General features: G+C 43.1%; 17 protein-coding genes. 12 read left to right on the top strand and 5 right to left on the bottom strand.

The features are described 5' to 3' along the window. Positions 1 to 207: 207 nt before the first annotated feature. The 4 genes from BQ7997_RS04615 to BQ7997_RS04600 are packed head-to-tail and all read left to right on the top strand — an operon-like array spanning position 208 to position 8,518. Complete coding sequence (locus tag BQ7997_RS04615; RefSeq protein ID WP_073344008.1) at positions 208 to 3,621, top strand: SusC/RagA family TonB-linked outer membrane protein; 3,414 nt, start codon at positions 208 to 210, stop codon at positions 3,619 to 3,621. Between the two features lie 9 nt (positions 3,622 to 3,630). Further along, the gene (locus tag BQ7997_RS04610; protein WP_052662231.1) at positions 3,631 to 5,574 is read left to right on the top strand and encodes a RagB/SusD family nutrient uptake outer membrane protein; all 1,944 of its coding nucleotides are present in this window, start codon (positions 3,631 to 3,633) and stop codon (positions 5,572 to 5,574) included. A gap of 30 nt (positions 5,575 to 5,604) precedes the next feature. Continuing rightward, positions 5,605 to 7,008 (top strand): DUF4959 domain-containing protein, encoded by a 1,404-nt coding sequence (locus tag BQ7997_RS04605; RefSeq protein WP_073344005.1) that lies wholly within the window; start codon positions 5,605 to 5,607, stop codon positions 7,006 to 7,008. Between the two features lie 16 nt (positions 7,009 to 7,024). Beyond that, on the top strand, positions 7,025 to 8,518 hold the full coding sequence (locus BQ7997_RS04600) for a DUF4998 domain-containing protein (protein ID WP_159436744.1): 1,494 nt from the start codon (positions 7,025 to 7,027) through the stop codon (positions 8,516 to 8,518). Positions 8,519 to 8,604: 86 nt separating this feature from the next. On the opposite strand, the gene BQ7997_RS04595 is transcribed toward BQ7997_RS04600, so the two are convergent. After that, positions 8,605 to 9,171, bottom strand: coding sequence for a sugar O-acetyltransferase (locus BQ7997_RS04595; RefSeq protein WP_235817257.1), 567 nt, complete (start codon positions 9,169 to 9,171; stop codon positions 8,605 to 8,607). Between the two features lie 113 nt (positions 9,172 to 9,284). On the opposite strand from BQ7997_RS04595, the gene BQ7997_RS04590 reads away from it, so the two are divergent. Continuing rightward, a complete protein-coding gene (locus tag BQ7997_RS04590) occupies positions 9,285 to 9,650 on the top strand; it encodes an MmcQ/YjbR family DNA-binding protein (protein WP_022139096.1) in 366 nt (121 codons plus the stop codon). A gap of 69 nt (positions 9,651 to 9,719) precedes the next feature. Here the strand turns inward: BQ7997_RS04590 and BQ7997_RS04585 are convergent, their stop codons facing one another. From BQ7997_RS04585 to BQ7997_RS04575, 3 genes are read right to left on the bottom strand one after another with little or no spacing between them, the layout of a single operon-like run. Then, on the bottom strand, positions 9,720 to 10,970 hold the full coding sequence (locus BQ7997_RS04585) for a TolC family protein (protein WP_022139097.1): 1,251 nt from the start codon (positions 10,968 to 10,970) through the stop codon (positions 9,720 to 9,722). After that, positions 10,948 to 14,055 (bottom strand): efflux RND transporter permease subunit, encoded by a 3,108-nt coding sequence (locus tag BQ7997_RS04580; RefSeq protein WP_073343999.1) that lies wholly within the window; start codon positions 14,053 to 14,055, stop codon positions 10,948 to 10,950. Before BQ7997_RS04580 ends, BQ7997_RS04585 begins: the two co-directional genes overlap by 23 nt. Positions 14,056 to 14,061: 6 nt before the next feature. Beyond that, entirely contained in the window at positions 14,062 to 15,171 is a 1,110-nt protein-coding gene (locus BQ7997_RS04575) for an efflux RND transporter periplasmic adaptor subunit (RefSeq protein ID WP_073343996.1), read from the bottom strand. Between the two features lie 145 nt (positions 15,172 to 15,316). Between BQ7997_RS04575 and BQ7997_RS04570 the strand changes: the two genes are divergently transcribed. Then, positions 15,317 to 15,520: a hypothetical protein gene (locus tag BQ7997_RS04570; protein ID WP_073343993.1), complete on the top strand. Its 204-nt coding sequence runs from the start codon at positions 15,317 to 15,319 to the stop codon at positions 15,518 to 15,520. A gap of 94 nt (positions 15,521 to 15,614) precedes the next feature. Here BQ7997_RS04570 and BQ7997_RS04565 read toward each other — a convergent pair whose 3' ends face one another. After that, positions 15,615 to 16,238, bottom strand: a complete 624-nt coding sequence (locus BQ7997_RS04565; RefSeq protein WP_073343990.1) for a hypothetical protein — start codon at positions 16,236 to 16,238, stop codon at positions 15,615 to 15,617. A 146-nt stretch (positions 16,239 to 16,384) separates the two neighbouring features. Here BQ7997_RS04565 and BQ7997_RS04560 point away from each other — a divergent pair, with 146 nt between their 5' ends. From BQ7997_RS04560 to BQ7997_RS04535, 6 genes are all read left to right on the top strand, one after another. After that, the gene (locus tag BQ7997_RS04560; RefSeq protein ID WP_073343987.1) at positions 16,385 to 18,514 is read left to right on the top strand and encodes a cation:proton antiporter; all 2,130 of its coding nucleotides are present in this window, start codon (positions 16,385 to 16,387) and stop codon (positions 18,512 to 18,514) included. Positions 18,515 to 18,734: 220 nt separating this feature from the next. Beyond that, positions 18,735 to 19,229 carry a hypothetical protein gene (locus BQ7997_RS04555; protein ID WP_073343984.1) on the top strand — a complete coding sequence of 165 codons (495 nt, stop codon included), beginning with the start codon at positions 18,735 to 18,737 and terminating at the stop codon, positions 19,227 to 19,229. A 100-nt stretch (positions 19,230 to 19,329) separates the two neighbouring features. Next, positions 19,330 to 20,196, top strand: a complete 867-nt coding sequence (locus tag BQ7997_RS04550; RefSeq protein ID WP_022139104.1) for a 23S rRNA (adenine(2030)-N(6))-methyltransferase RlmJ — start codon at positions 19,330 to 19,332, stop codon at positions 20,194 to 20,196. Between the two features lie 140 nt (positions 20,197 to 20,336). After that, positions 20,337 to 20,753: a DUF3788 domain-containing protein gene (locus BQ7997_RS04545; RefSeq protein ID WP_073343981.1), complete on the top strand. Its 417-nt coding sequence runs from the start codon at positions 20,337 to 20,339 to the stop codon at positions 20,751 to 20,753. Continuing rightward, a complete protein-coding gene (locus BQ7997_RS04540; protein ID WP_073343979.1) occupies positions 20,754 to 21,887 on the top strand; it encodes a GyrI-like domain-containing protein in 1,134 nt (377 codons plus the stop codon). It begins immediately after the preceding gene. A gap of 30 nt (positions 21,888 to 21,917) precedes the next feature. Then, positions 21,918 to 22,388, top strand: coding sequence for a GyrI-like domain-containing protein (locus BQ7997_RS04535; protein WP_073343976.1), 471 nt, complete (start codon positions 21,918 to 21,920; stop codon positions 22,386 to 22,388). Positions 22,389 to 22,509: the final 121 nt, after the last annotated feature.

Raw genomic sequence — 22,509 nt, 5'->3', positions numbered from 1 at the left:
ATATTCTATTCTTTTTGCTATTATTTACATATCCTCCCTTTCACAAGCGATTTCAGAATGAGCAGAGCTTCTTCTCCAATCATAAACTAATGCTACCTTTTCCAATAAATCACTCTTTTTTTGAAAAAAAATCATTTTTAGGGGTGTCTTATTGCTAGTGGATTCCGATTTAACAGTAAAGGTCTAATTATATAATGTTAATAGTTTATGAGAAAGTTTTCAGTTATTTTCATTTTAGCCTTCCTGCTTATCCAATTCTGCCCGGTCACAATGACCGCCCAGAAAGGGAAAGACAAGGAAATCGTGCTTGAAGTGAAAAACGAGCGGCTTCCCCAAGTATTCAAACGCTTGGAAAAAGTGACAGACTACAAAATCATGTTCATCACGGAAGATGTGAACAAGTATGGTGTAAACGGAACAATCCGTGCTAAGGACATTCATGATGCCATGAAGCAAATCATTGGTAACAAGCCATTGGAGTACACCATTGACAAACAATTTATCACGGTGACATCCAAAGAAACCAACCGCACGGCAGAACCCAGACAAGAAACCATCAAGGTACAAGGAAAGGTGGTGGACGAGAACGGAGTTCCCGTGCCGGGAGTCAACATCAAAATCCACGGAACCAAACAGGGAACCATGACCGACCTCGACGGACGGTACACTGTAAAGGTGAAACCGGATGATGTACTGGACTTCTCGTTCATCGGCTACAAGACCGAACAAATCCCCGTGAAAGGAAAGACGACAGTGAACCTGAGCCTGGAACCCTCTTCGAAGAATCTGGATGAAGTGACAGTCGTGGCTTTCGGCTCACAGAAGAAGGAAAGCGTGGTGTCTGCCATTACGACCATACGTCCCGGTGAACTGAAAACTTCAAGCAGCGATCTGACCTCCAGCTTTGCCGGAAAAATCCCCGGAATGATTGCCTGGCAGACCGGCGGACTTCCGGGAGCCCTGACTGAAGACGAGATGAACACAAAGTTTTATGTACGTGGTATCACCTCATTCCAGTCCAGCGCCAACTCCGACCCGCTGATATTGATTGATGGAGTGGAATCCTCCAAACTGGAACTGTCCCGCCTGGCAGTAGAGGACATCGAATCTTTCAGTGTCCTGAAAGACGCTTCCGCAACTGCCATGTACGGTGCACGCGGAGCCAACGGAGTGATTCTCGTCACTACCAAGAAAGGAGAAGAAGGAAGTGTCTATACCACCGCACGTTACGAGATGGTTGTCGGCAAACCGACACGGGAGATCGATGTGGTAGACCCTATCACCTACATGAAAATGTATAATCAGGCTATCATGGGACGTTCCAACGCCGGAACTCCCAAATATAGCGTAGAACACATCAACCGTACAGCTTCCGGCAGGTATCCGTCATGGGTGTATCCTGCCAATGACTGGTACGATATCCTGTTCAAAGGGCAGAGCATTAACCATCATGCCGGTGTCACTATCCGCGGCGGTTCCAAAGTAATACAATATTATGCATCCGTCAATTATAACCGTGACCAAGGCATGCTGAAATCCGACAAATTGAATGATTTCGACTGTAACATCACCAACAATCAGGTAAGCTTCCGCACCAATTTGAATATCAACCTGACTTCGGGTATACGACTCGTTATCAACTCGGCTACCAACATAGATAAATATCACGGTCCGGTGACCGACCAGTCTGCCGCTTATTCATATGCCTTTAACGCTTCTCCGGTAGATTTCGCCCCTATCTATCCTGCCGACGAAAACTACAGCTGGCCACATATCCGTTTCGGTACAACCGCTGCCGGAGCCACCAATCCTTATATGATGAACCAGCAAGGATATAAGGAACGTACCCGATATTCCACTACCAACAAGGCGGAATATATCCATAATCTCAGTTCTCTGGTAAAAGGTCTGGAAGTCCGTCTAAGCGCTTCTTATGTCCAGTCGGGTTACTATGACAATACATTTACAACCAGTCCCTATAAATATTATCTGAAAAATTATGATTTCGAAACCGGCAGACACACCTTGGCGGGAGTAGGAAACGCAACCGCTTCAAAAACGCTGCGAGTAGGCGGAAACAGCAATACCACCGATACACGCGTCACTTATGAAGGACGGGTCTATCACACCGCAGCCTGGGGAGATCACCAGACCTCATTGACCGGAGTATTCCAAGCCTACGAACGTACCTTTACTCCTATTTCATCCGTTCTGAACGGGATGCCGCAACGCAACCTGACTTATTCCGGACGTGGTTCATATGGGTACAAAGACCGGTATTTCGGTGAAGTAAGTGTCGGTTACAATGGTTCCGAACGATTTGCAAAAGGCAACCGTATGGGAGTATTCCCGGCTTTGGGAGCCGCATGGGTGGCCTCAAGCGAGAAATGGATGCGTCCGGCTTCCAACTGGCTTTCTTACTTGAAATTCCGCTTCTCCTGGGGTAAAGTCGGTAACGACGGCATCATTTCCACCCCACGCTATGTATATTTGCAGGATATCGGTTCAACCGGAGCCGGCACCACAAAAGACGTAGAAGCCTATAAGACTGCAGGTTCAAGCTCCCGTAGAATTGTAAACTTCTACGGTGATGAGGATATCCAATGGGAAATAGCGGAACAAGCCAATCTGGGTATCGAAGCCAAATTCTTCAAAGGACTGCTTGAAGTGCAGGCAGACATCTATCAGGAAATCCGCCACAATATCCTTTCCAACCGTTATGTCATTCCGGCGAATGTCGGTATTGAAGTGGCTCCGCTGGATAATATCGGCAAGACACGTTCACGCGGAATCGACCTTTCGGCCAAAGTACAGCATCAGTTCAACAATGACTTCTGGATGATTTTAAACGCTACCGCCACTTATAATAAAGTTGTTTACAAGGAGATTGAAGAAGCTACCAACAAACCGGCCTGGCAGCGTATGGCAGGCAAGGAAATCAGTCAGGCAGTGGGATATATAGCCGAAGGAGTATTCCGCGACCAGGCTGAAATCGACAACTCGCCCCGACAGGACGGAGATGTCATGCCGGGAGACATCAAATACCGCGACTTGAACGGTGACGGTGTAATCACCGTGGCGGATGCCACCTACATCGGTTATCCGGAGACTCCGCGGGTCATCTACGGTTTCAGCGGTTTCCTGAACTATAAAGAGTTCGAGTTCAGTTTTGCCTTCCAAGGTTCGGGCAAACGCACTTTCTTCATGAATCCGAAATCCATCTCCCCCTTCTATGGCGACCATGCCATGCTGACAGCCATTTACGAGGATCACTGGTCGGAAGACAACATGAGTTCAAGACCATTTTGGCCACGCCTTTCTCCGCAGAATATTGTCACACACAATCCACAAGAGGACTGGTACAGCGGGGCTGAAGTGCGCAAGAGTACCTATTTCATGCGTGAGTGCAGTTTCCTGCGTTGCACCTCACTCCAGTTGGCCTACAACCTGCCCAGAAAGTTGCTGAACAGATGGAAGATGCAGAATGTAAAGCTCTTTGTCAGTGCAAACAACCCGTTCTGTTTCACGAACTTCAAGATATGGGATGTCGAATTAGGTGAGAACGGTTTTAATTATCCTATTCAAAAGACCTATTCCATGGGCTTAAATATTAGTTTCTAAAAACAACACATGATGATGAAAACAAAGAATATCATATACAGTTTATTGTTCGTCGCGTCCATCTCCTTCACCGGCTGCAAGGGCTATCTGGATGTAGTGCCGGACAACGATATCGAAACGATCGAGACGACTTTCGAGAAACGGGAAGATGCCTACACATGGTTCAAGACCTGCTACTCCATGATAACGATGGACATTTCCGACATCAATGCCTGTCCGGCCTTTTGGGGAACGGACGAAGTGGTGGCTGATGATTATATCCGCCTGACCAACCCCAACAGTATGCCGGGACTGATGATTGCCGACGGTATACAAATGGCACAGTCTCCTTATGGTGATGTATGGAAAAGTACGAAATTTTATGGCGGTATCCGCTATTGCAACCTGTTCCTCAGCCATATAGACGGCGTGTACAATATGCTGCAAGAAGAAAAAGACCTTTGGCGTGCCGAAATACAAGCACTGAAAGCACAATACTATTTTGAACTGATGCGCCGCTACGGTCCCATCATCCTGGTTCCCGAGAATATCAATGCGGCAGCGCCCATTGAAGAAATGCAACAGCCCCGCCGTCCGATTGACGAAGTGGTGAAAGCAATCGTGGAACTTTGTGACGCGGCAATTCCCAAATTACCTTATTATAAGGAGCAAGAACAAAACCACTACGCCTATTTCTCCAAAGAAGGAGCGGCTGCTCTCAAAGCAATGACGTTGCTTTACGCCGCTTCCAAGTTGTTCAACGGCAACACTATGATGGCGGATATGGTAAACAAGAACGGAGAACGCCTGTTCCCCGCATATGACAAAGAAAAATGGAAGAAAGCAGCGGAAGCCGCCGATGAGGCTCTGAAAATCGCAGCTGATGGTGGCAAACAATTAGTTGAGGGAAGCTCAGAATGGCCGACTCCCATGCTGAACACCATCCGTGACATCCAGCAATCATGCCTCAACTACGACTATAACAACAAGGAAGTGCTGCTGTGTGTACGTCATCAACGTTTCTCCGCCCCAGTGTTCTACCATCCCAGATTTACGGAAGAAGAGCTGAATTATTATGATCAATATTGTGTCGGTGGTTTCGGTGCTTCCATGAAGATGGTGGAAATGTACTATACGGAACATGGTCTGCCTCTCTCGGAAGACAAACAATGGGTAGCTTCCCGGTATGCCATGTCCACGGAAAGCGACGAGCGGTATAAAAATATTGTTCCGCTGGGCGAGCCCATCCTGAGCCTGCACCGCCGGCGCGAGCCCCGCTTCTATGCCAATATCATAGCTCATAATACATTCTGGTATAAAAAGAGTGTAAACAGCACCAACGAACCCATGCTGTGCGAATGCCTGCAAGGACAATTGATGGGAACTGCTTCCAAACGTTATGACTCAAGTATCCCTCAATGCCTCACTGGATATTATGTGAAGAAATTCGACAATGCGGATGTAGCCTTAAAAGATTATTACGCAAACAGTTCTTCCGAATCCGGCGACATCCTGTTCCGCCTTCCGGATTTGCTACTGGCATCGGCAGAAGCATGGAACGAATATCTGGACAAACCGGACGAACGTGTATATGACCCGCTGGACAAGGTTCGTACGCGAGCAGGAATTGCCAAAGTACGTGATGCATGGAAAACTTATGCGCGTAATCCACAAAAGGTAGAGACACAAGCAGGCATGCGTGAAATAATCCGGCAGGAATGGAATATCGAATTTGCTTTCGAAGGACGCAGATTCTATAATCTCCGCCGTTGGATGACCGCACACGAGGAACTGAATGCACCGCTTTACGGATGGAACATTATTGGAGATACGGAAGAACGTTTCTACAACAATAATAAGGAACCGGTCATCGTATGGAAAAAACGGGGATTTACAGCTCCACGCGACTATTTCTTCCCTATCGGCAGTGAAGAAGTAATGATTTCGGGGTGTGTCCAGAATCCCAACTGGTAATCGTTGAATTGATTTAAAGACAAGACAAGTATGAAAAGATTAATTTATTTAATAATAGCAATTTGTACCTTTGTTTCCTGCAATGACGAATCAGAGGGATTTACTGTAGATTTGCCGGCAGGCGCTTTCCAGTTTACTCCGGCAATGGGCGGCGCAATGCTGCGCTACAAACTGCCCGACGATCCGGACGTGATAGCCATAAATGTGCGTTACAAGGATGTGTACGGCAATAATATATTAAAGACAGGCAGCAATTCGACAGACTTGCTGGCAATCACCGGATTCAATGAGGAAGCAAGTGACGTTCCGGCACATGTGTCATTCCTGAAACGAAATAATGAAGAATCACAACCGATCGACGTAACTTTCAGCACCTTAGACTCTGCACCGATCTGCTTTATCAACGGCGCGGAAGTGAAATCCGGCTGGAACGGATGCACGCTCGAATACAACAACCCGGAAGGCACTACAGGAATGGCGCATGTATTCTATCTCGGCATCAATCCGTTAGATAACCGACAAGATACGATATTACTCGAATCATTCCCGTTGAATGCAGGACAGGATATCAGACATTATACGCCGCAACAGAAAAGTGCATACAACACCATCATTGTACGCGCTGAAGATTACCGCGGATATATTGTGAAAGAAAAGGTTTGGGAGAACATTCAGGCTTTCAATGTGGAAAAACTTGAGCCGTCCAACTTTGAGATTGTCTATAATAATTCATTGGAAGTGCCGGAAGAGAAAATCGGGCTTCAATATCTGACAGATGGGGATAATAAGGGAACTGCCTGGTTCCAAACTCAAAATGCACATCATTATTATACATTCCTTTCAAAAGAAAACGGAGTAGGCGAAAATTCTGAGCCTATGTATATTGATTTGAAAAAGATGCGTCCGATATCAGAAGTTCGATTTTATGCTTATCGTCACGTCGGCACATATTCCTTTAGCGCCAAGTCTTTTATAGACTGGGGTGGCAGTAGTACTTCAGCATCTTATCAAGGACCGCAATATTTCAAACGATACCTGATGAATAAACTGCCATGTTCCATAACCATATACGGTTGCAGACAAGATGCTTCCGGTTCTGACTGGAATAATTTGAAATGGGAGATTTTAAGTTCATTCGAAGACGATCCGGATATAGACGATGATGCACGCTGGACTTATCACGCAGCAACTTGTGGAGGAGTCAAAAAAGCTCACTGTTTCGGTACACTAAGCTTGATGGAAGGTGCCAGCACGATTTATAAATCAATGAGCATCAATATCGACTTACAAAAAGAGGGATTCCGTTATTTGAAGATAAAATTTAATGGAGCTTATAACATGTATCCGTCAGCGTACGAGCGTGATGATACGACAAACAAACTGACGAAATACCTGACATTGCATGAACTTGAAATATATTCTGATAAAGATTAAAAGGAGGAGTATAAACATGAAAAAATACATAGGATTATTAGTAGTTATCTTAGCAATGGTATCTTGCGAGTCTTTGGAAGATACCTATAAGGACTATGCAGGTGACGGCCCTATCCGTTATCTCGGTAAATGTACAGACTTGGTTGTTCGCCCCGGTTGGAACAGGCTGATTGTCAGCTGGACAAACAGTGCCGATCCGGTAATTGATAAAATTAAAATCACCTGGTCGAAGGATGGAGTAGTAAAGGAGCAATTATTGGACCGGGAAATAAACAGTTTCAATATTCCGGATTTAGAGGACGGCAATTACGAAATAACAGTATGTTCAATTGACAAGGAAGGAAATACATCTTTAAAAAGCCCGATTTACGGTCGCCCGTACACAGCAAACCATGAGATGGTACAATCGTTTACTCAAATTGTCTCCAATCATTATTTCTTGAAGAATCGCCTGGTTCTCCTCTTTCAAGGATGGGAAGAGAATGTTACAGAAGCCTGCCTGACATATACCCGGCCAGATGGCAGTACCGGACGAATCGAACTGGATGAACAACTGGTCAATAAACTTTATTACTTGTTGCCCGATGCAATAGACACATCCAAACCGGTAGAACTTTACCGCTCCGGCCGTATTCCCGGCTGTGATGATGAAATTGTATTTGCCCCCACGGAACTTGATAACGTCAGATTATTCAATGCAGACTTCAAGCAGGAAATGAAACGCCAGTTCGGTTTTGACGAAGATATTCCGGATAATTGGGCTTCCACTGTCGAAGAAATCAGTTTTGACTGGACTATCGGCAGTTTCTCGGACTTATTGAATCTGCCAAATCTAAAGAAACTTGTATTAGGGAAACATCGTTATATCCGTGATGAGTTGGTGAACGATTCCGAAACTGCTCAAAGCAAGGTATATGATGCCGCATTAAGTGATTTTGTTTTAAAAACACTGCACGAATTGAATCCGGATTTCGTAGTAGAACGTTATAACAAACATTATTCTAATCTGACTCAGGCTGAATATCTCGAGGAAAAAGGAGCAACCTCTATTCCCGATTATTCATTCCTTGACCTTTCAAACCTGAAGTTCACTTCTTCTCCAGCTGACGCCGAGAACTACAAATCATCTTTGGAATGTCTGACAGACAATAATATTGGAACGAACTGGGAACCTGCCGGAACAAAAGAATTGACGACTTATTCACTGACATTGGACTTAAAGACTGAAAGAAACCTGCAAGGCCTGAAACTTGTACAAACCTATTTCGAGAATGAGAACAAACGTTCCTGGTGTCCCGGCATAGTCAAAATATTCGTATCCAAAGATTCTGAAAATTGGGAAAACGCCACTTATCTGGAAGAACTGGAAATCGGACATAGCACCGGAGAAGTGAATATCATTCCATTTGTAGAGGGCGGCAAACAAGCCCAATACGTAAAGGTAGTGGTTTCTACACCACATTCTGAATCTATTTATAATATAAGTTTAGCTGAGATAGGGCTATATTAATTATTTCTTACCAGGCAAAACCTATATCGAACCGACACTTAAACAAACAAGGCAACATTCGCTTTTCTGAATGTTGCCTTGTCTGTTTAAAGCTTCCTTATAACCCGGCAAGGATTTCCTACTGCCAGACTATTCGACGGAATATCTTTAGTTACTACACTTCCGGCACCAATAGTCACATTATCACCAATGGTAACTCCCGGCAAGACAACGGAACTACCGCCAATCCATACGTTATTTCCTATTGTAACCGGAGCAGTGAGTGATTTCCAAAACTGGCTGTCTGGAGACAATCGTTCCGTCGGATTCACGGGATGAGTGACTGCGTAGATGTGTACGCCGGGACCTATACCGCAATTGTCTCCAATCGTAATGCGATTGCAATCCAAAAAGACACAGTTCATATTTATCTCAACATGGCTGCCTATATGTATATTCTCTCCATAATCGACAAAGAAAGGTGCCGCAATCCATACATTATCCCCACGCGAGCCTACTAATTCATCCAAAATAGCAGATAATTCTTCACTATTCCGACTATCCGTATTATTATACCGGAGCTGAAGTTCCTTTGCATAATGCCAACGCCGGAGTAATTCCGAATCGCCGCAATCATATATTTCTCCGGCAAGCATTTTTTCTTTTTCTGTCATAAGCTAATTTTTATATTTTATAGAACAGCAGATTATTATACGGAGCAAACATACACAAAAATCTTCAAATTTTATGTATGTTTGTCTTTTGAAAAAGGATAAAGGGAGAAACCATGAATATCGAAGAATATAGAGAATATTGCTTATCAGTAAAAGGAGCGACAGAATGCATGCCGTTTGATGAACATACCTTGGTTTTCAAGGTCATGGACAAGATGTTTACTTTTGCGACGCTACGCCCTAAAGATGGAAGATTCTGGGCTGATATGAAATGTATTCCTGACAGGGCGGCAGAATTAGTAGACCAATATGAGGATATCTTTTGGGGACCTTTTTCTGATAAGAAACATTGGATTACTGTTTATTTAGAGGGGGATGTATCCGATAAGCTTATAAAAGAGTTGATTAGTCATTCGGTAGAGGAAGTCATAAAAAAGCTACCTAAGAAAAAGCAGGAAGAATACCGCTCAATGATTTGACATTTTAAATACAACTATCCGGCTCCACAATCAGCATTGATAGCAAAGCCGGATAAGACATCTGCATTTTCAGAAATGTATGTCCCAAATTCCACAAGACTTTTCAAGCTCTACCAATGAAGTAACATATCCTTTCATTGTTTCAAGATACTCCTGTTGCACTTCATTATAGGTACGCTGCGCCACCAATACATCCAGAATATTAGTTTCGCCACGTTTGTATTTATATACCATTCCATCCAGTACCTTTTGAGAATCTTCAAGCATTCCCGATTTAAATTGAGCCACTTTCTTTTTCTCCGCTTCATAGCCGAACCATGCCTGGGTAATCTCTGCCTGTATTTGTAATTCCATATCTTTTTCGATTATTTCAGACTGGGTTATACGGAATTTTGCTGCTTTGATAGCCCCCTTATTCATATTTGAAAAGGTGAGAGGAACAGATACTCCCGCAGTGGCAGAACGGGCCGGGGGAAGAAAACCGTTCCAGTCCCTTTCATAAGAGACGGACAGACCGATATTCGGACGACGTTCCGCCTTCGTCAATCTATATTCCCGGGTAGTGACTTCTGTACTTTTTTGAACAGCAAGTAAGTCTATGCGGTTATTCAAACCGGCTTTAACCAATTCCGGCAAATCAAACTCGCGGCTTAATTCATCCCAATTACCAAACGGAATATGGAGAGTATCCGCAGCAACTCCCATATGCCTGTTCAACATAACTAATGCAGATTGATACGCCGCTTCCTGTCCATAAACCGTATTGAGCAAAGTGACAGCTTCCAGTTTCGACTGGCGTGCATCATTCTCCGTAATCTCTCCGGCCACATAACGCAAGCTGTCCGACTGGCTCAATTTCAACATATATTCGTAGGAGCTTTGCTGTACTTTGAGCAGCTCCCTTTGTAGAATCGCTTCCAGGAAAAGATTGGCAGCCTCTGCCCTCAGATTCTGGAATCCCTGTTCTAAAGTCAATTTTTCAAGCTCGGCCTGACTTCGTGCTAACTGGATACGTGCTCCCCGTTTATTTCCCAACTCCAAGGAATAAGAAAGTCCCAATGAGAAAGTTTCATTACCGGCTTCAAATCCCAGTTCCGGGTCGGGGAATATTTTCTGAGCAATTATCTCCGCGTCGGCTATACTCACATTCAACTTTTCTGCCAGATAGTTGAGATTATTCTTCCCTACCCTGTTCAGATATTCTTCGAAAGAGATATCCTGATGGGGAGCATTAACAGGAAGTTGCGCAAAAGCAGAGATACACATTGCTTCCACAATCAACAGGAGAAATATAATATTAGAGCGTATATTCTTTTTCATCATCCTTCTTTTTATTTAAAACATTCTTCTCAATCAGATAATAGAAAACCGGAAGCACAAACATGGAAATGAGCGTTGAGAACATTAATCCATATACGATAACCGTCGCTAAAGGACGTTGCACGTCGCTACCGATTCCGGTTGCCAAAGATGCAGGGAAGAGTCCGAGCACTGTGGTGACAGAAGTCATCAGAATGGGACGGAAACGCTGGCGTGCCCCTTCGACAACAGACTTTTGCAGCTCCATCCCTGTTTTGCGCAAACTATTTATTTGTGATACCATAATAATCCCGTTTTGTATGGAAAGCCCGAACATGGCGATGAATCCAACAGCAGAAGATACATTCAATGTCATCCCGCGTACATTGAGGGCAAGCATACCTCCGAAAAGAGCTAATGGCACGATGGATAGTACCAGTCCTGCCTGACGAAATTTTCCGAATGTAGCATAGAGCAAGATAAACATACACATCAACGTCAAGGGAAGAATGACGGACAGGCGGGTATAAGCCCTGTTCTGGTTCTCGAATGCTCCTCCCCATTTCACGGTGTATTTGCTTTCATCATAGTTCACCCTTTCATGGATAGCGTTCTGCGCTTCTTTCAGGAAAGATGCCAAGTCTCGTCCACGCAAATTCAGTTTCACTGTCAGATGCCGCCTGTTCATCTCACGGGTAATCGTACTTTCGCCGACACTCAGGTTCACGTCGGCAACCTGCGAAAGAGGGATTTTAGCACCTGAAGAAGAAGTCAGCATCAGTCCGGCTATCTTTTCAGGCGTATCCCGCGCCTCTTCTTTATACTTACAGGTAATATCATACTGCCTATCTCCTTGATAAAGCTGCGCGATAGCCTTCCCCCCGATTGCCACTTCTATCAAATCAGCGACATCCGACACATTCAGCCCGTACCGGGCAATCGCATCCCGGTTCATGATAATTTGTAGTTGAGGCAATGGCGGTTCCTGGTCAATATCCAAATCGACAGCCCCTTTCACCGTTCCCACTACCCGGGTTATCTCCTCAGCGATGCGGCGTGTTTCCCGGAAATCTTCTCCATACACTTTCACGACCAACTCACTATGCGCACCGGCAATCTTGTCCATCACGCCGTCTATCATCGGTTGGCTGAATCCTACTCTAAAGCCGGGCAGTGTCTTGTATTCTTCTTCCAGTTCATTAATCAAATCCTTCTTGGTCTTTCCTTTCGGCCATTCATCATACGGCTTTATACCGATAGAAACTTCAAAATGCGAAGGGGTGAACGGATCGGTACCATCATCATTTCTCCCTGCCTGAACCATGATGTAAGTTACTTCGGGATATTTCATCGTGCGGGCACGAAGGGTATCGGACATCTCTCTCGATTTCTCCACGGAAATGCCGGGCGGAAGATTCACCTGCAACCAAATAGAACCTTCGTCCAGTTCCGGCAGGAAATCTTTTCCTACAACGCCACTCAATACGATGCCTGTTATCAGAACCAGGCTTGAAGGTACAATTGCCTTCATGGGGTTTTCTACCAATTTCGCTATCGCGACGGTATATTTCTCTTTCAACTTTTCCAACCATTTATTCTTATAAATCTTGCGTGGCTTGCGATAAATGGCATAAGCAAGTCCCGGAATCAACAAAAGAGCAACCATCAGAGCGCCAATCATCGCATAACTCATCGTAAATGCCATCGGAGTGAAAAGTTTGCGCTCGACACGTTCGAAAGCGAATAAGGGCAAATAGGCTGTTATGATAACGATGGTTGAAAAAAGAATAGGACGGCCTACTTCTTTGGCACGCTGCGCAATGCTTTTTTCTTCGATGTACTGTCCGGGATTATCTTCCCGTTTCTTGAGAATAGTTTCCAGCATAACGATAGCCCCATCTACAATTATTCCGAAGTCAATAGCTCCGAGCGACAAAAGATTGGCAGGAATATCCGTGAGATGCATAAGGATAAAGGCAATAAGCAAGGATACGGGAATCGTGACAGAAACCAGCAGCGCCCCGCGCCAGTTACCCAAAAACAGGATAAGCACAATAATCACCAAAGCCATTCCCATCAGTAGAGTATGGGATACTGTATCCAACGTTGTATCTACCAGGCTCGTACGGTCGAGGAAAGTATGTATCCGCACCCCTTCAGGCAGGGTTTCATTATTCAATTCATCCACTGCCGCATGAATACCATCCAGCACTTTGGACGGATTCTCATGTTTCAGAAGAAGCACAATCCCTTCCAGGCTTTCGGAATAATTGCGGGTACGGTCTGTATATCCCAATACTCCTTTCCGTTCCAGATTACCGTACTTCAAAGAACCTATATCATTCAAAAAAACAGGGACACCGGACGTCGTACTCACTACGATATGTCCCAAATCCTCCAAATTCTCAATCAATCCGATGCCTCGTACCACATACCCCAAGTCTCCCCTGCTCAAGACACTACCGCCTACATTGGCATTGTTATTTTCGATAGCTTCGATTACCTGGCTAAGCGACAGGTTATATTGTTCCAGTTTATTGGGATTGATTTCCACCTGGAACTGTGTAGTGATGCCACCGAAATTTGTTACGTCCGCCACTCCCGACACTTCTTTGATACGGGGAATAATCACCCAGTTCTGAAGGTCTGTCAGTTCACGAAGCGAATGACGGTCACTTTCTATAATATAACGGTAAACCTCTCCTACAGGTGAGGTTAACGGGTCAAGTCCCGGAACCGCCCCATAAGGTAATTCTACTTCGTTCAGTCTTTCCTGTACCCGCTGGCGGCTCCAGTAATCTTCCGTTCCGTCCTTGAACACAATCGTAATCATAGATAGTCCGAATGTGCTTTTACTACGCATGACGTGCATACCCGGCAGGCCGTTGATAGCGCGTTCCAAAGGAATGGTAATCTGTTGTTCCACTTCTTCGGCGGCCAGTCCCGGCACTTGGGTAACAACCTGCGACGTGACATCTGCAATATCAGGATAGGCTTCTATGGAAAGCTGTGTCCATGAATAGTATCCGAAAACACTCATCATCACGAACAAGCAAAGCATCACCCATCTTTTCTGTATAACTGAAAGCATTAAATCCTTCTTCATAATCTTCTACTTTAAATAATATCCTCCTTCACTGATTACCTTATCTCCCGGATGCAACCCGCTACTGATTACAGCTATTCCGCCTTTGGTAGCCTCCACTTCCACCGCAGTTCTCACAAAGACTCCAGGAGCGACCCGCACATATACATAACTGGCTTTCTCTCCCTGCAACAATGCCTTCTCCGAAATCTGTACCTGCCCAATGGGGGCACTAAGAAAATGTACAGTAGTGTACATACCTAATTTTAAATGTCTCTTCGAATTCTCACAAACAGAAAGTACTTTTATAGACCTGGTTTCTTCGTCAACCGCTTCCTCAACATGATAGACACTGCCTTTAATCACCGTGCCGGGCAATGCCGACACTTCAATATCCAGGCTACTACCCGCATCGATAAAACGAATATCCTTTTCTTTCACCTGTGCCGTAATCCAAACTTCGGACAAGTCGGCAACTATCGCGACAGGTTCGGCATCATCTTTCAGATATTGCCCGGTCACGATATTATTCTCTATAACTTCTCCCGAGATAGGTGAACGAACCACAAGAGGTTGCCCGAGTGCCATATGTTCCGGCTGATCCACTTGATACACTTCCAATGCGGCAGAAGCATTTTCAAACTCTTTATCAGCCATCAATAAAGCATTCTGCGCTTCTTCCAGTTCTTTCTGCGAGCTAACCCCGTTTTTTATCAGGTCTTCCTTACGTTTCAAATCCTTCTTAGCCAGTTCCCGTGACGAAAGAGCCTGGAAATAATCCTTTTGTGCCGTGGTAAAATCGGGTGAACTGATTTCAAACAAAGGGGTTCCCCGCTTCACCAACTGCCCGACTTGTATATATGATTTTATGACTCTTCCCGCAAAAGGCGGAGCAATATAAGCATAGCGCGTAGGAATAGGACGCACCATACCGGACGTTATCACTTCTTTGGAATAAGGCTCGAGTCTTGCATCCGCTATTTTTATCTTCTCTGATAAAATAGGGTCTGTAACATATACTGTGTCGCCTTCCATGCGGTAACCACTTTGCTGTTCTTCTCTCTGCTTACTCTTGCATGCAGTAATCAATAATACACTACAAATCAAAAGCATTTGTAATTCTCTTTTCTTCATCATAATTCCTAATAATATAGTTAGAACCGTTTTTCGGTTGCAAAGGTAAGCGGAGGCACTTCAGAAGACTGTTAGAGAATTGTTAGAACGTTATTAGAATTCCATTAGAGTTTTATAGAAACTATTTCAAGCCATATTTTCTTTTTTTATGAATAAGTGTTATAAGGAGAATCTTCGTGTCCGAAAGGTTGTGATGATAAATCTGTCTTATGTCATAGTGGGAGTTTCTATCTTTATTACCGGATTGCTTCCTCCTTCAGCATTTATTATTGTCATATGTGGTATTGCCATTGTTATGACAAGACTACTCGCCTTCTTCATTCCGTTGACAATGAATTTGGAAGGAAAATAAGATTATCTACTAAAAATCCCGGTACAAGTCATATATACACTCGCACCGGGATTTTAATCCTCTATCTTATTACAGATTATTTGTTTTCTGCTTTTTATTTCTTTTCTGCTTTCTGCGTATAAATCAAATTACCTCTTTGGCTGATTGTCCACAAACCATCCACCAGACGTACATTCTTTGTATCATCATCTTCTACATTCCATGCATAACCGCCCGAAGGTAAACCACGTCTCTCCAAGATTTCATTGGCCTGCCCGTCAGAGAAGAATAGTTCGGCACGAGTGGAATCGGGGCTGAAAACGATGAAAGCGGAGACATTATTTCCATCGGCAGCTTCCGTACGAATCCCCTTTTCAAACAGACGGATACAATCTTTTTGTACTTCACACCACACATAGCCGGCAGAGCCGATACATCCGTGTTCGTCCCGGTCGCCACCCAATTTTGCAGATTGCGGATACTGAACGAGTTTTGTAGCCTGCATCCCCGGAGTATATTTTCCGGTATAGAAGACTTCCAGTGTATCGTTCAGAAGCAAGCCGTTCACTTCTTCTTTGTTCGCATCCATCGTACTGAATGAAAGCGTATCATTCTTATCCGTAACGATTGAAACCGTATTCATACTTGCATCACAAACGATGCCTTTTGAACTCATCACTTCCGGCGTGCAACTTGCCATGAAACACAAGGTTCCTACTGCTAATAGTGCTGTTTTCATCTTCTTAAAATCCTGTTTTGTTTTAAATTAATGTAAAGATAATAATTATATGGCAATAAATAAAAACAAAATTTTATCGGCAATCGTTTTCTTAGAAGTATTTTTTAAGTTATTTTGCACAACTAATATCACGAACTCATCAAATTATGGATTGGATTGGCCTTGATTTAACATTCCCTATTACCGACCCTACATGGATATTTCTCCTTGTACTTCTCATCATACTGTTTGCTCCCATATTATTGAATAAGCTGCGTATCCCTCACATTATCGGCATGATTTTGGCAGGATTGGCCGTTGGTGAGCATGGTTTCAATATTTTGGCACGCGACAGCAGCTTTGAACTTTTCGGAAAAGTGGGGCTTTATTATATCATGTTCCTGGCCGGACTTGAAATGAATATGGGGGATTTCAAAGAGACACGCAATAAGGCATTAGTCCTTGGACTACTCGCTTTCGTCATCCCTATCGGGATTGGATTCGTGGCAAATATATCCTATCTGAAATACAGTGTTGTCACTTCTGTACTGTTAGCCAGTATGTATGCTTCCCATACATTGGTGGCCTATCCCATCGTTACTCGTTTCGGCATATCACGCCATCGCAGCGTAAGCATAGCGGTAGGCGGAACAGCAGTGACAGATACGCTCACCTTGTTGGTACTGGCGGTTATAGGCGGTCTGTTCAAAGGAGAAACCGGCGGTTTCTTCTGGCTATGGCTGGTAGTAAAAGTCATTTTCCTGGGCGGATTCATCATCTATTTCTTCCCACGTATCGGTCGCTGGTTCTTCCATCGGTACAATGACCACGTGATGCAGTTCATATTCGTTCTTGCCATGGTCTTTCTGGGTGCGGGGCTTATGGAGTTTGTGGGCATGGAAGGCATCTTAGGCGCATTTCTCGCAGGACTGGTGTTAAACCGGCTCATTCCTCATGTTTCTCCATTGATGAACCATCTTGAATTCGTTGGTAATGCACTTTTCATTCCTTACTTTCTTATCGGAGTGGGAATGTTGATTAACCTGCGTGTTATCTTCGGACACGGAGATGCGCTGAAAGTGGCTGCTGTTATGATTGTAATGGCGCTTACCGGTAAATGGATTGCCTGCTGGCTCACACAAAAGATATACAAGATGTCCGTTCTTGAACGAAACCTGATGTACGGTCTGAGTAATGCGCAGGCGGCAGCAACACTGGCAGCAGTACTGGTCGGATACAACATATTCCTGCCTAACGGCGAACGCCTGCTGAATGATGATGTCTTGAACGGGACTGTCCTGCTGATACTGGTTACCTGCATAGTCAGTTCGCTAATAACCGAACGGGCAGCCAGAAAAGTTGCCATGGACGACTCTGAACCGGAAAAGGAGTCTTCAACGGAAGCGGAAAAGATTCTGATTTCGCTTGCCAATCCGAATACGATTGAAGACATGATGAATCTTTCTTTAGTGATACGTGATACGAAACTAAAAGATAATCTACTGGCATTGAATGTTATCAATGACGATAATACTTCCGATAACCTAAGAATACGGAGCAAACGTTACTTGGAAAAAGCAGCCATGACAACAACCGCCGCCAATGTACCGTTGAAACAGCTCACCCGTTATGACTTGAATATCGCTTCCGGCATTATCCATTCAGTGAAAGAGAATGAGGTGACGAGTATTATCACCGGTCTGCACCGCAAGGTCAACATCACCGATTCATATTTCGGAATGCTCACCGAAAACCTGTTGAAAGGATTGAACTGCGAAATAATCATCTCCAAATTCCTGATACCGGTCAATACAATCAAACGAATTGTCATTGCTGTCCCTCCCAAAGCAGAATATGAATCCGGTTTTCCACGATGGATGGAACATTTCTGCCGGATGGGAAGTACCCTCGGATGCCGCGTACATTTCTTCGCAAACGAAAAGACCACCACCCGCCTGCAAGCCTGGATAAAGAAACGACATAAACAAGTGCTGACCGACTTCTCTTCCCTGGAAGACTGGAACGATTTACTGGTCTTGACCGGACAAGTGAGTTACGACCATCTGTTAGTCATTATCAGTGCACGTCCCGGAACACTTTCTTATGACAGTTCGTTTGAGAAATTGCCGAGACAATTAGGAAAATACTTCTCTAACAATAGCCTGATTGTACTGTATCCCAATCAATCGGGAGAACCGTTGGACAGTTCTTTCTTCTCCAAGTTATATACCGATACCGAGACACAGCATTATGAGAAAGTAGGTAAATGGGTTTATAAATGGTTCAAGAAGAGTTGATTTTTTTAAGGCTATTGTTAAAATTCCATAGCCTCTTTCACCAAAGACATCTCATGGCGCTCAATCTAGTTGAGTAACAAACAGTTCAGTTGCAAAAGTTTAATTCAATCTGACTAGAAAAGTTAGGGAAATCCCTATATGCAATTAGGAAGAATCACTCGTATAGAAGGTTTTCTTACTTTACATTTGTGACATCAAGAAACACAAAACTATACTTAATATGAAAAAGAATCAGACCTTTTTGCTTTTGCTACTGGCAATGTTACTCAGTAGTTGCTATACAACTAAAATCAGTTATAAAAACTTGGAGCGTATAGAACGAGGAATGTTCCCCAAAGAGGTGATAGCTATATTGGGTGAACCTAGTTATCGGAATTTTGATGATAAGGATGAAATACTGGAGTTCCGTTCTTCCGAATATGGTACGGCCAAGGTTGCAAGAATCCGGTTTGTGGATAATAGGGTAGTCGAGATGAAAAGCTATTTGGATAGCTATGATAGTTGTCGTGACAGAGACAAGACAACGAAAGAGAAGAAAGAAGAAAAATCTTCCGAAAAAGATACCAGTTCCAAAGTACGGGTATCAGCAGATGGGAAACATTTCCTACAGACAGGTTCAATCATTGTGACTCCTGAAGGCAAGCATGAAATAGTAGTCAGTGACCAGGGCGGGTTAATTATCACTGCGTCCGGTGAGCACATACATGCATTGTAATATTCAAGAAGAATTGAAAAAGAATTGGATAGAAAAAGTCCCTTTTTACTCGCAAATATTATGCAATTATCTATATTTGCATAAATCAATACACACCGACATGTCAACTTACACCCACTTCGCAAAACAACCGGATGTTCTGAAACATCTGATACTCTGTGAAGCCCTTCGGAATGAAGCGCCACAAGTATATGTAGAAACCAATTCGGCATGCGCCATTTACCCAATGACACATACTCCGGAACAGCAATATGGTATCTACCATTTTCTAGAAAATGCGGATAAAGATAAGTCCTTGACGGATTCCATTTATTACAAACTGGAAAGTGCAGAAATGACAAAAGGGCATTATTTAGGCTCTCCTGCACTGGCTATGAATGTATCAGGGAAGCAAACACAAAGATTTGTATTCTTTGATTTGGAAAAGAGTGCATTGGATAATGTGGCTCTTTATGCCAAACAAATAGGCTTGAATACCTCTGTAGAAGTACGTAATACCAATTCTTTGGAAGGGACGATGCAGCTATTACCCTCACTTCCCGAATCGTCATTCATCCATATCGACCCTTACGAAATAGATAAGAAAGGAGAATCAGGCTACACTTATCTCGATGTTCTGATAAAAGCAACTCAATTAGGGATGAAGTGTTTATTATGGTATGGTTTTATAACTGAAGATGATAAAGAATCCCTGGAAAACTACATCACATCCAATCTGAAAAAAGAAGGTATCAAGAGCTACACGTGCGTAGAACTCACGATGAACTCAATAAGAAAAGACAGCATTTTATGCAATCCCGGCATTTTGGGAAGCGGTATTCTGGCAACAAACCTATCACAAGAATCCCAACAGATGATTCTTGATTATGGCAATAAGTTGGTAAACATATACAAAGATGCAAAATATAAGGAATATGATGGCAGTTTATACATTGATGCTTTTTCTCAAACATTCTCATGCCTATGAGAATAATACCCTCTTGTAATACCCTCAAACACGTATTTTATATACGAAAACATACAAAAGACAGCTATATTGGACAACTATCTATCGAAAAATCAGTCTATCTTTGTGATATTGATAATTAAAAGTAAATATAGAATGTCATGAAAGAAACTTTGCAGATTCCTACTCCCGAGACATTGGAAAACCTGATAGGTAAAGAACTTTATAATGTATGGTCTTCACTTTGCCAACTTATTGAACAGAAGTACAATATGGAACAATTGTGGAATCATGGCGGAAAAGCCTGGAAGTACGAATATAAATATCGCAGAGGTGGGAAAACGCTTTGCGCCCTATATGCCAGAGAGCAGACTTTCGGTTTCATGGTCATTTTAGGCAAAGACGAACGTGCCAAATTTGAATCACAGCGAGCTCTTTTCTCTAACGAAACACTGAAGATATATGATGAAGCGACCACTTTTCATGATGGAAAGTGGATTATGTTCGAACTGAGAGATACCAGCTTATTCAATGATATGGAGCGACTTCTATCCATCAAACGAAAACCTAACCGATAAATGATTGAATCTGAAATAAACAAGAAATATTGTCAAAGTTGCGGGATGCCCTTACGTTTTGATATAGAGAAATATCTGGGTACAAACTCCGACGGGTCGCGAAGTGACGAATACTGCTATTATTGCCTGAAAGACGGAAAATATATCGTTGATATTCCGATGTCGGAGATGATTAATATTTGGATAAAATACACCGACAAGTACAATGAATATGCAGATACCACATATTCATCGGAAGAGTTGAGAACTATACTCAACACGCGTTTACCTAAACTGAAACGCTGGAAACAGAAGTTGGAAACCAGTAACATTCACCACCAGAAGATTCAGGATATTATCGTTCATATCAATAATCACTTATTCGATTCTTTGGATACAGATATGCTAAGTGACATGAGCGGACTTTCCAAATATCACTTCAGAAGGGTGTTTCAGACCGTTAGCGGAGAAAATATAGGAAGCTATATACAACGGTTACGACTTGAACATATAGCACATTTATTAGTATCTACTGACTTTACAATCAATCAGATTTTGGAGCAGACAAACTATCAGACAAAGTTTAGTCTTGCCAAAGCTTTCAAAAAGCATTTTGAAATAACGACTTCGCAATATAGGGAAAAATACAAGCCGATGCATGACGAACAGCATACGGTTATTGTCCCTGAGATTTGGTCGATTCAGCCAATGAAAATATTCTATATTGAAGTCGGTGAAAAATACAAGGATGAGCTTCGATATAAATTAATATGGAACAGGCTGATAAATTATGCCAAACAATATAATGAAAGTAAATCGAATTATAAATTTGTCAGTGTCAGTATGGACGACCCATCCATTACTCCTATGGATAAATGCCGCTTCTATCTCGGAGTAACGATAGATAATAACATGACACATGACTCTCAACCGGGAATTATGGAAATCCCCGGTGGTCGCTATGCGATATTCAGGCATACCGGAGATTACTCTTTATTGCACAAATTCTACCGGAGAATTTACGAAGAATGGTTTCCGAAAAGCAAGTATCGTCCTCAAAGTACCTTTAGCTTTGAGATGTATATGAATCATCCTGATTCCACTCTTAAAACGGAGTTAATTACTGACATTTATATTCCGGTCGTAAAGAAATAATAAATTATCAACACTCTAAAACAATCTATTATGGGAAAGATTTCAGAAATCATGCTATTGAAACAACCGGAACAATTCGCTTTGGCAGTTGAAGTACGGACAGATATGAACGGAATGTCGAAAGCTATCGGGAGAAATTTCGTAAGGATAGACTCTTTATTTAAAGAACAGGGAGAAGTCACAACAGATATTCCCTACGTTGAATATCCTGACTTTGAAAGTTTGACTGAACAGAATATCAGAATGATTATCGGTCTTAAATCACCCAAAGAATTACAAGGTAAAGAGGATATACAATCTATAATAATACCGGAAAGAAAAATAGTTTCCTGTCTGCATAGAGGAACTTATGCCGAACTGGCTACCCTGTACAATGAAATGATGGAATGGATAAAGTCCAATGGATACAAGGCTTCGGGGACATCTATAGAGTATTATTATACCGGTCCTGATGTACCCGAAGAGGAACAAGTGACAAGAGTAGAAATGCCATTGTTATAAACGTTCTCCTCTACCCGTATTTTATCCCCTGTATAGAGAACTCTTCACAGCTTCCGCCCGTATTTCTTTCAGCATTTTTTTGCCTCATAAAAACAAATACCACCATATTTTATGTACATTT

This window comes from Bacteroides congonensis, assembly GCF_900130125.1.
Classification (GTDB): Bacteria; Bacteroidota; Bacteroidia; order Bacteroidales; family Bacteroidaceae; genus Bacteroides; species Bacteroides congonensis.
Note: the sequence above shows the minus strand (reverse complement) of the source record. Positions and strands in the feature narration are given on the sequence as shown.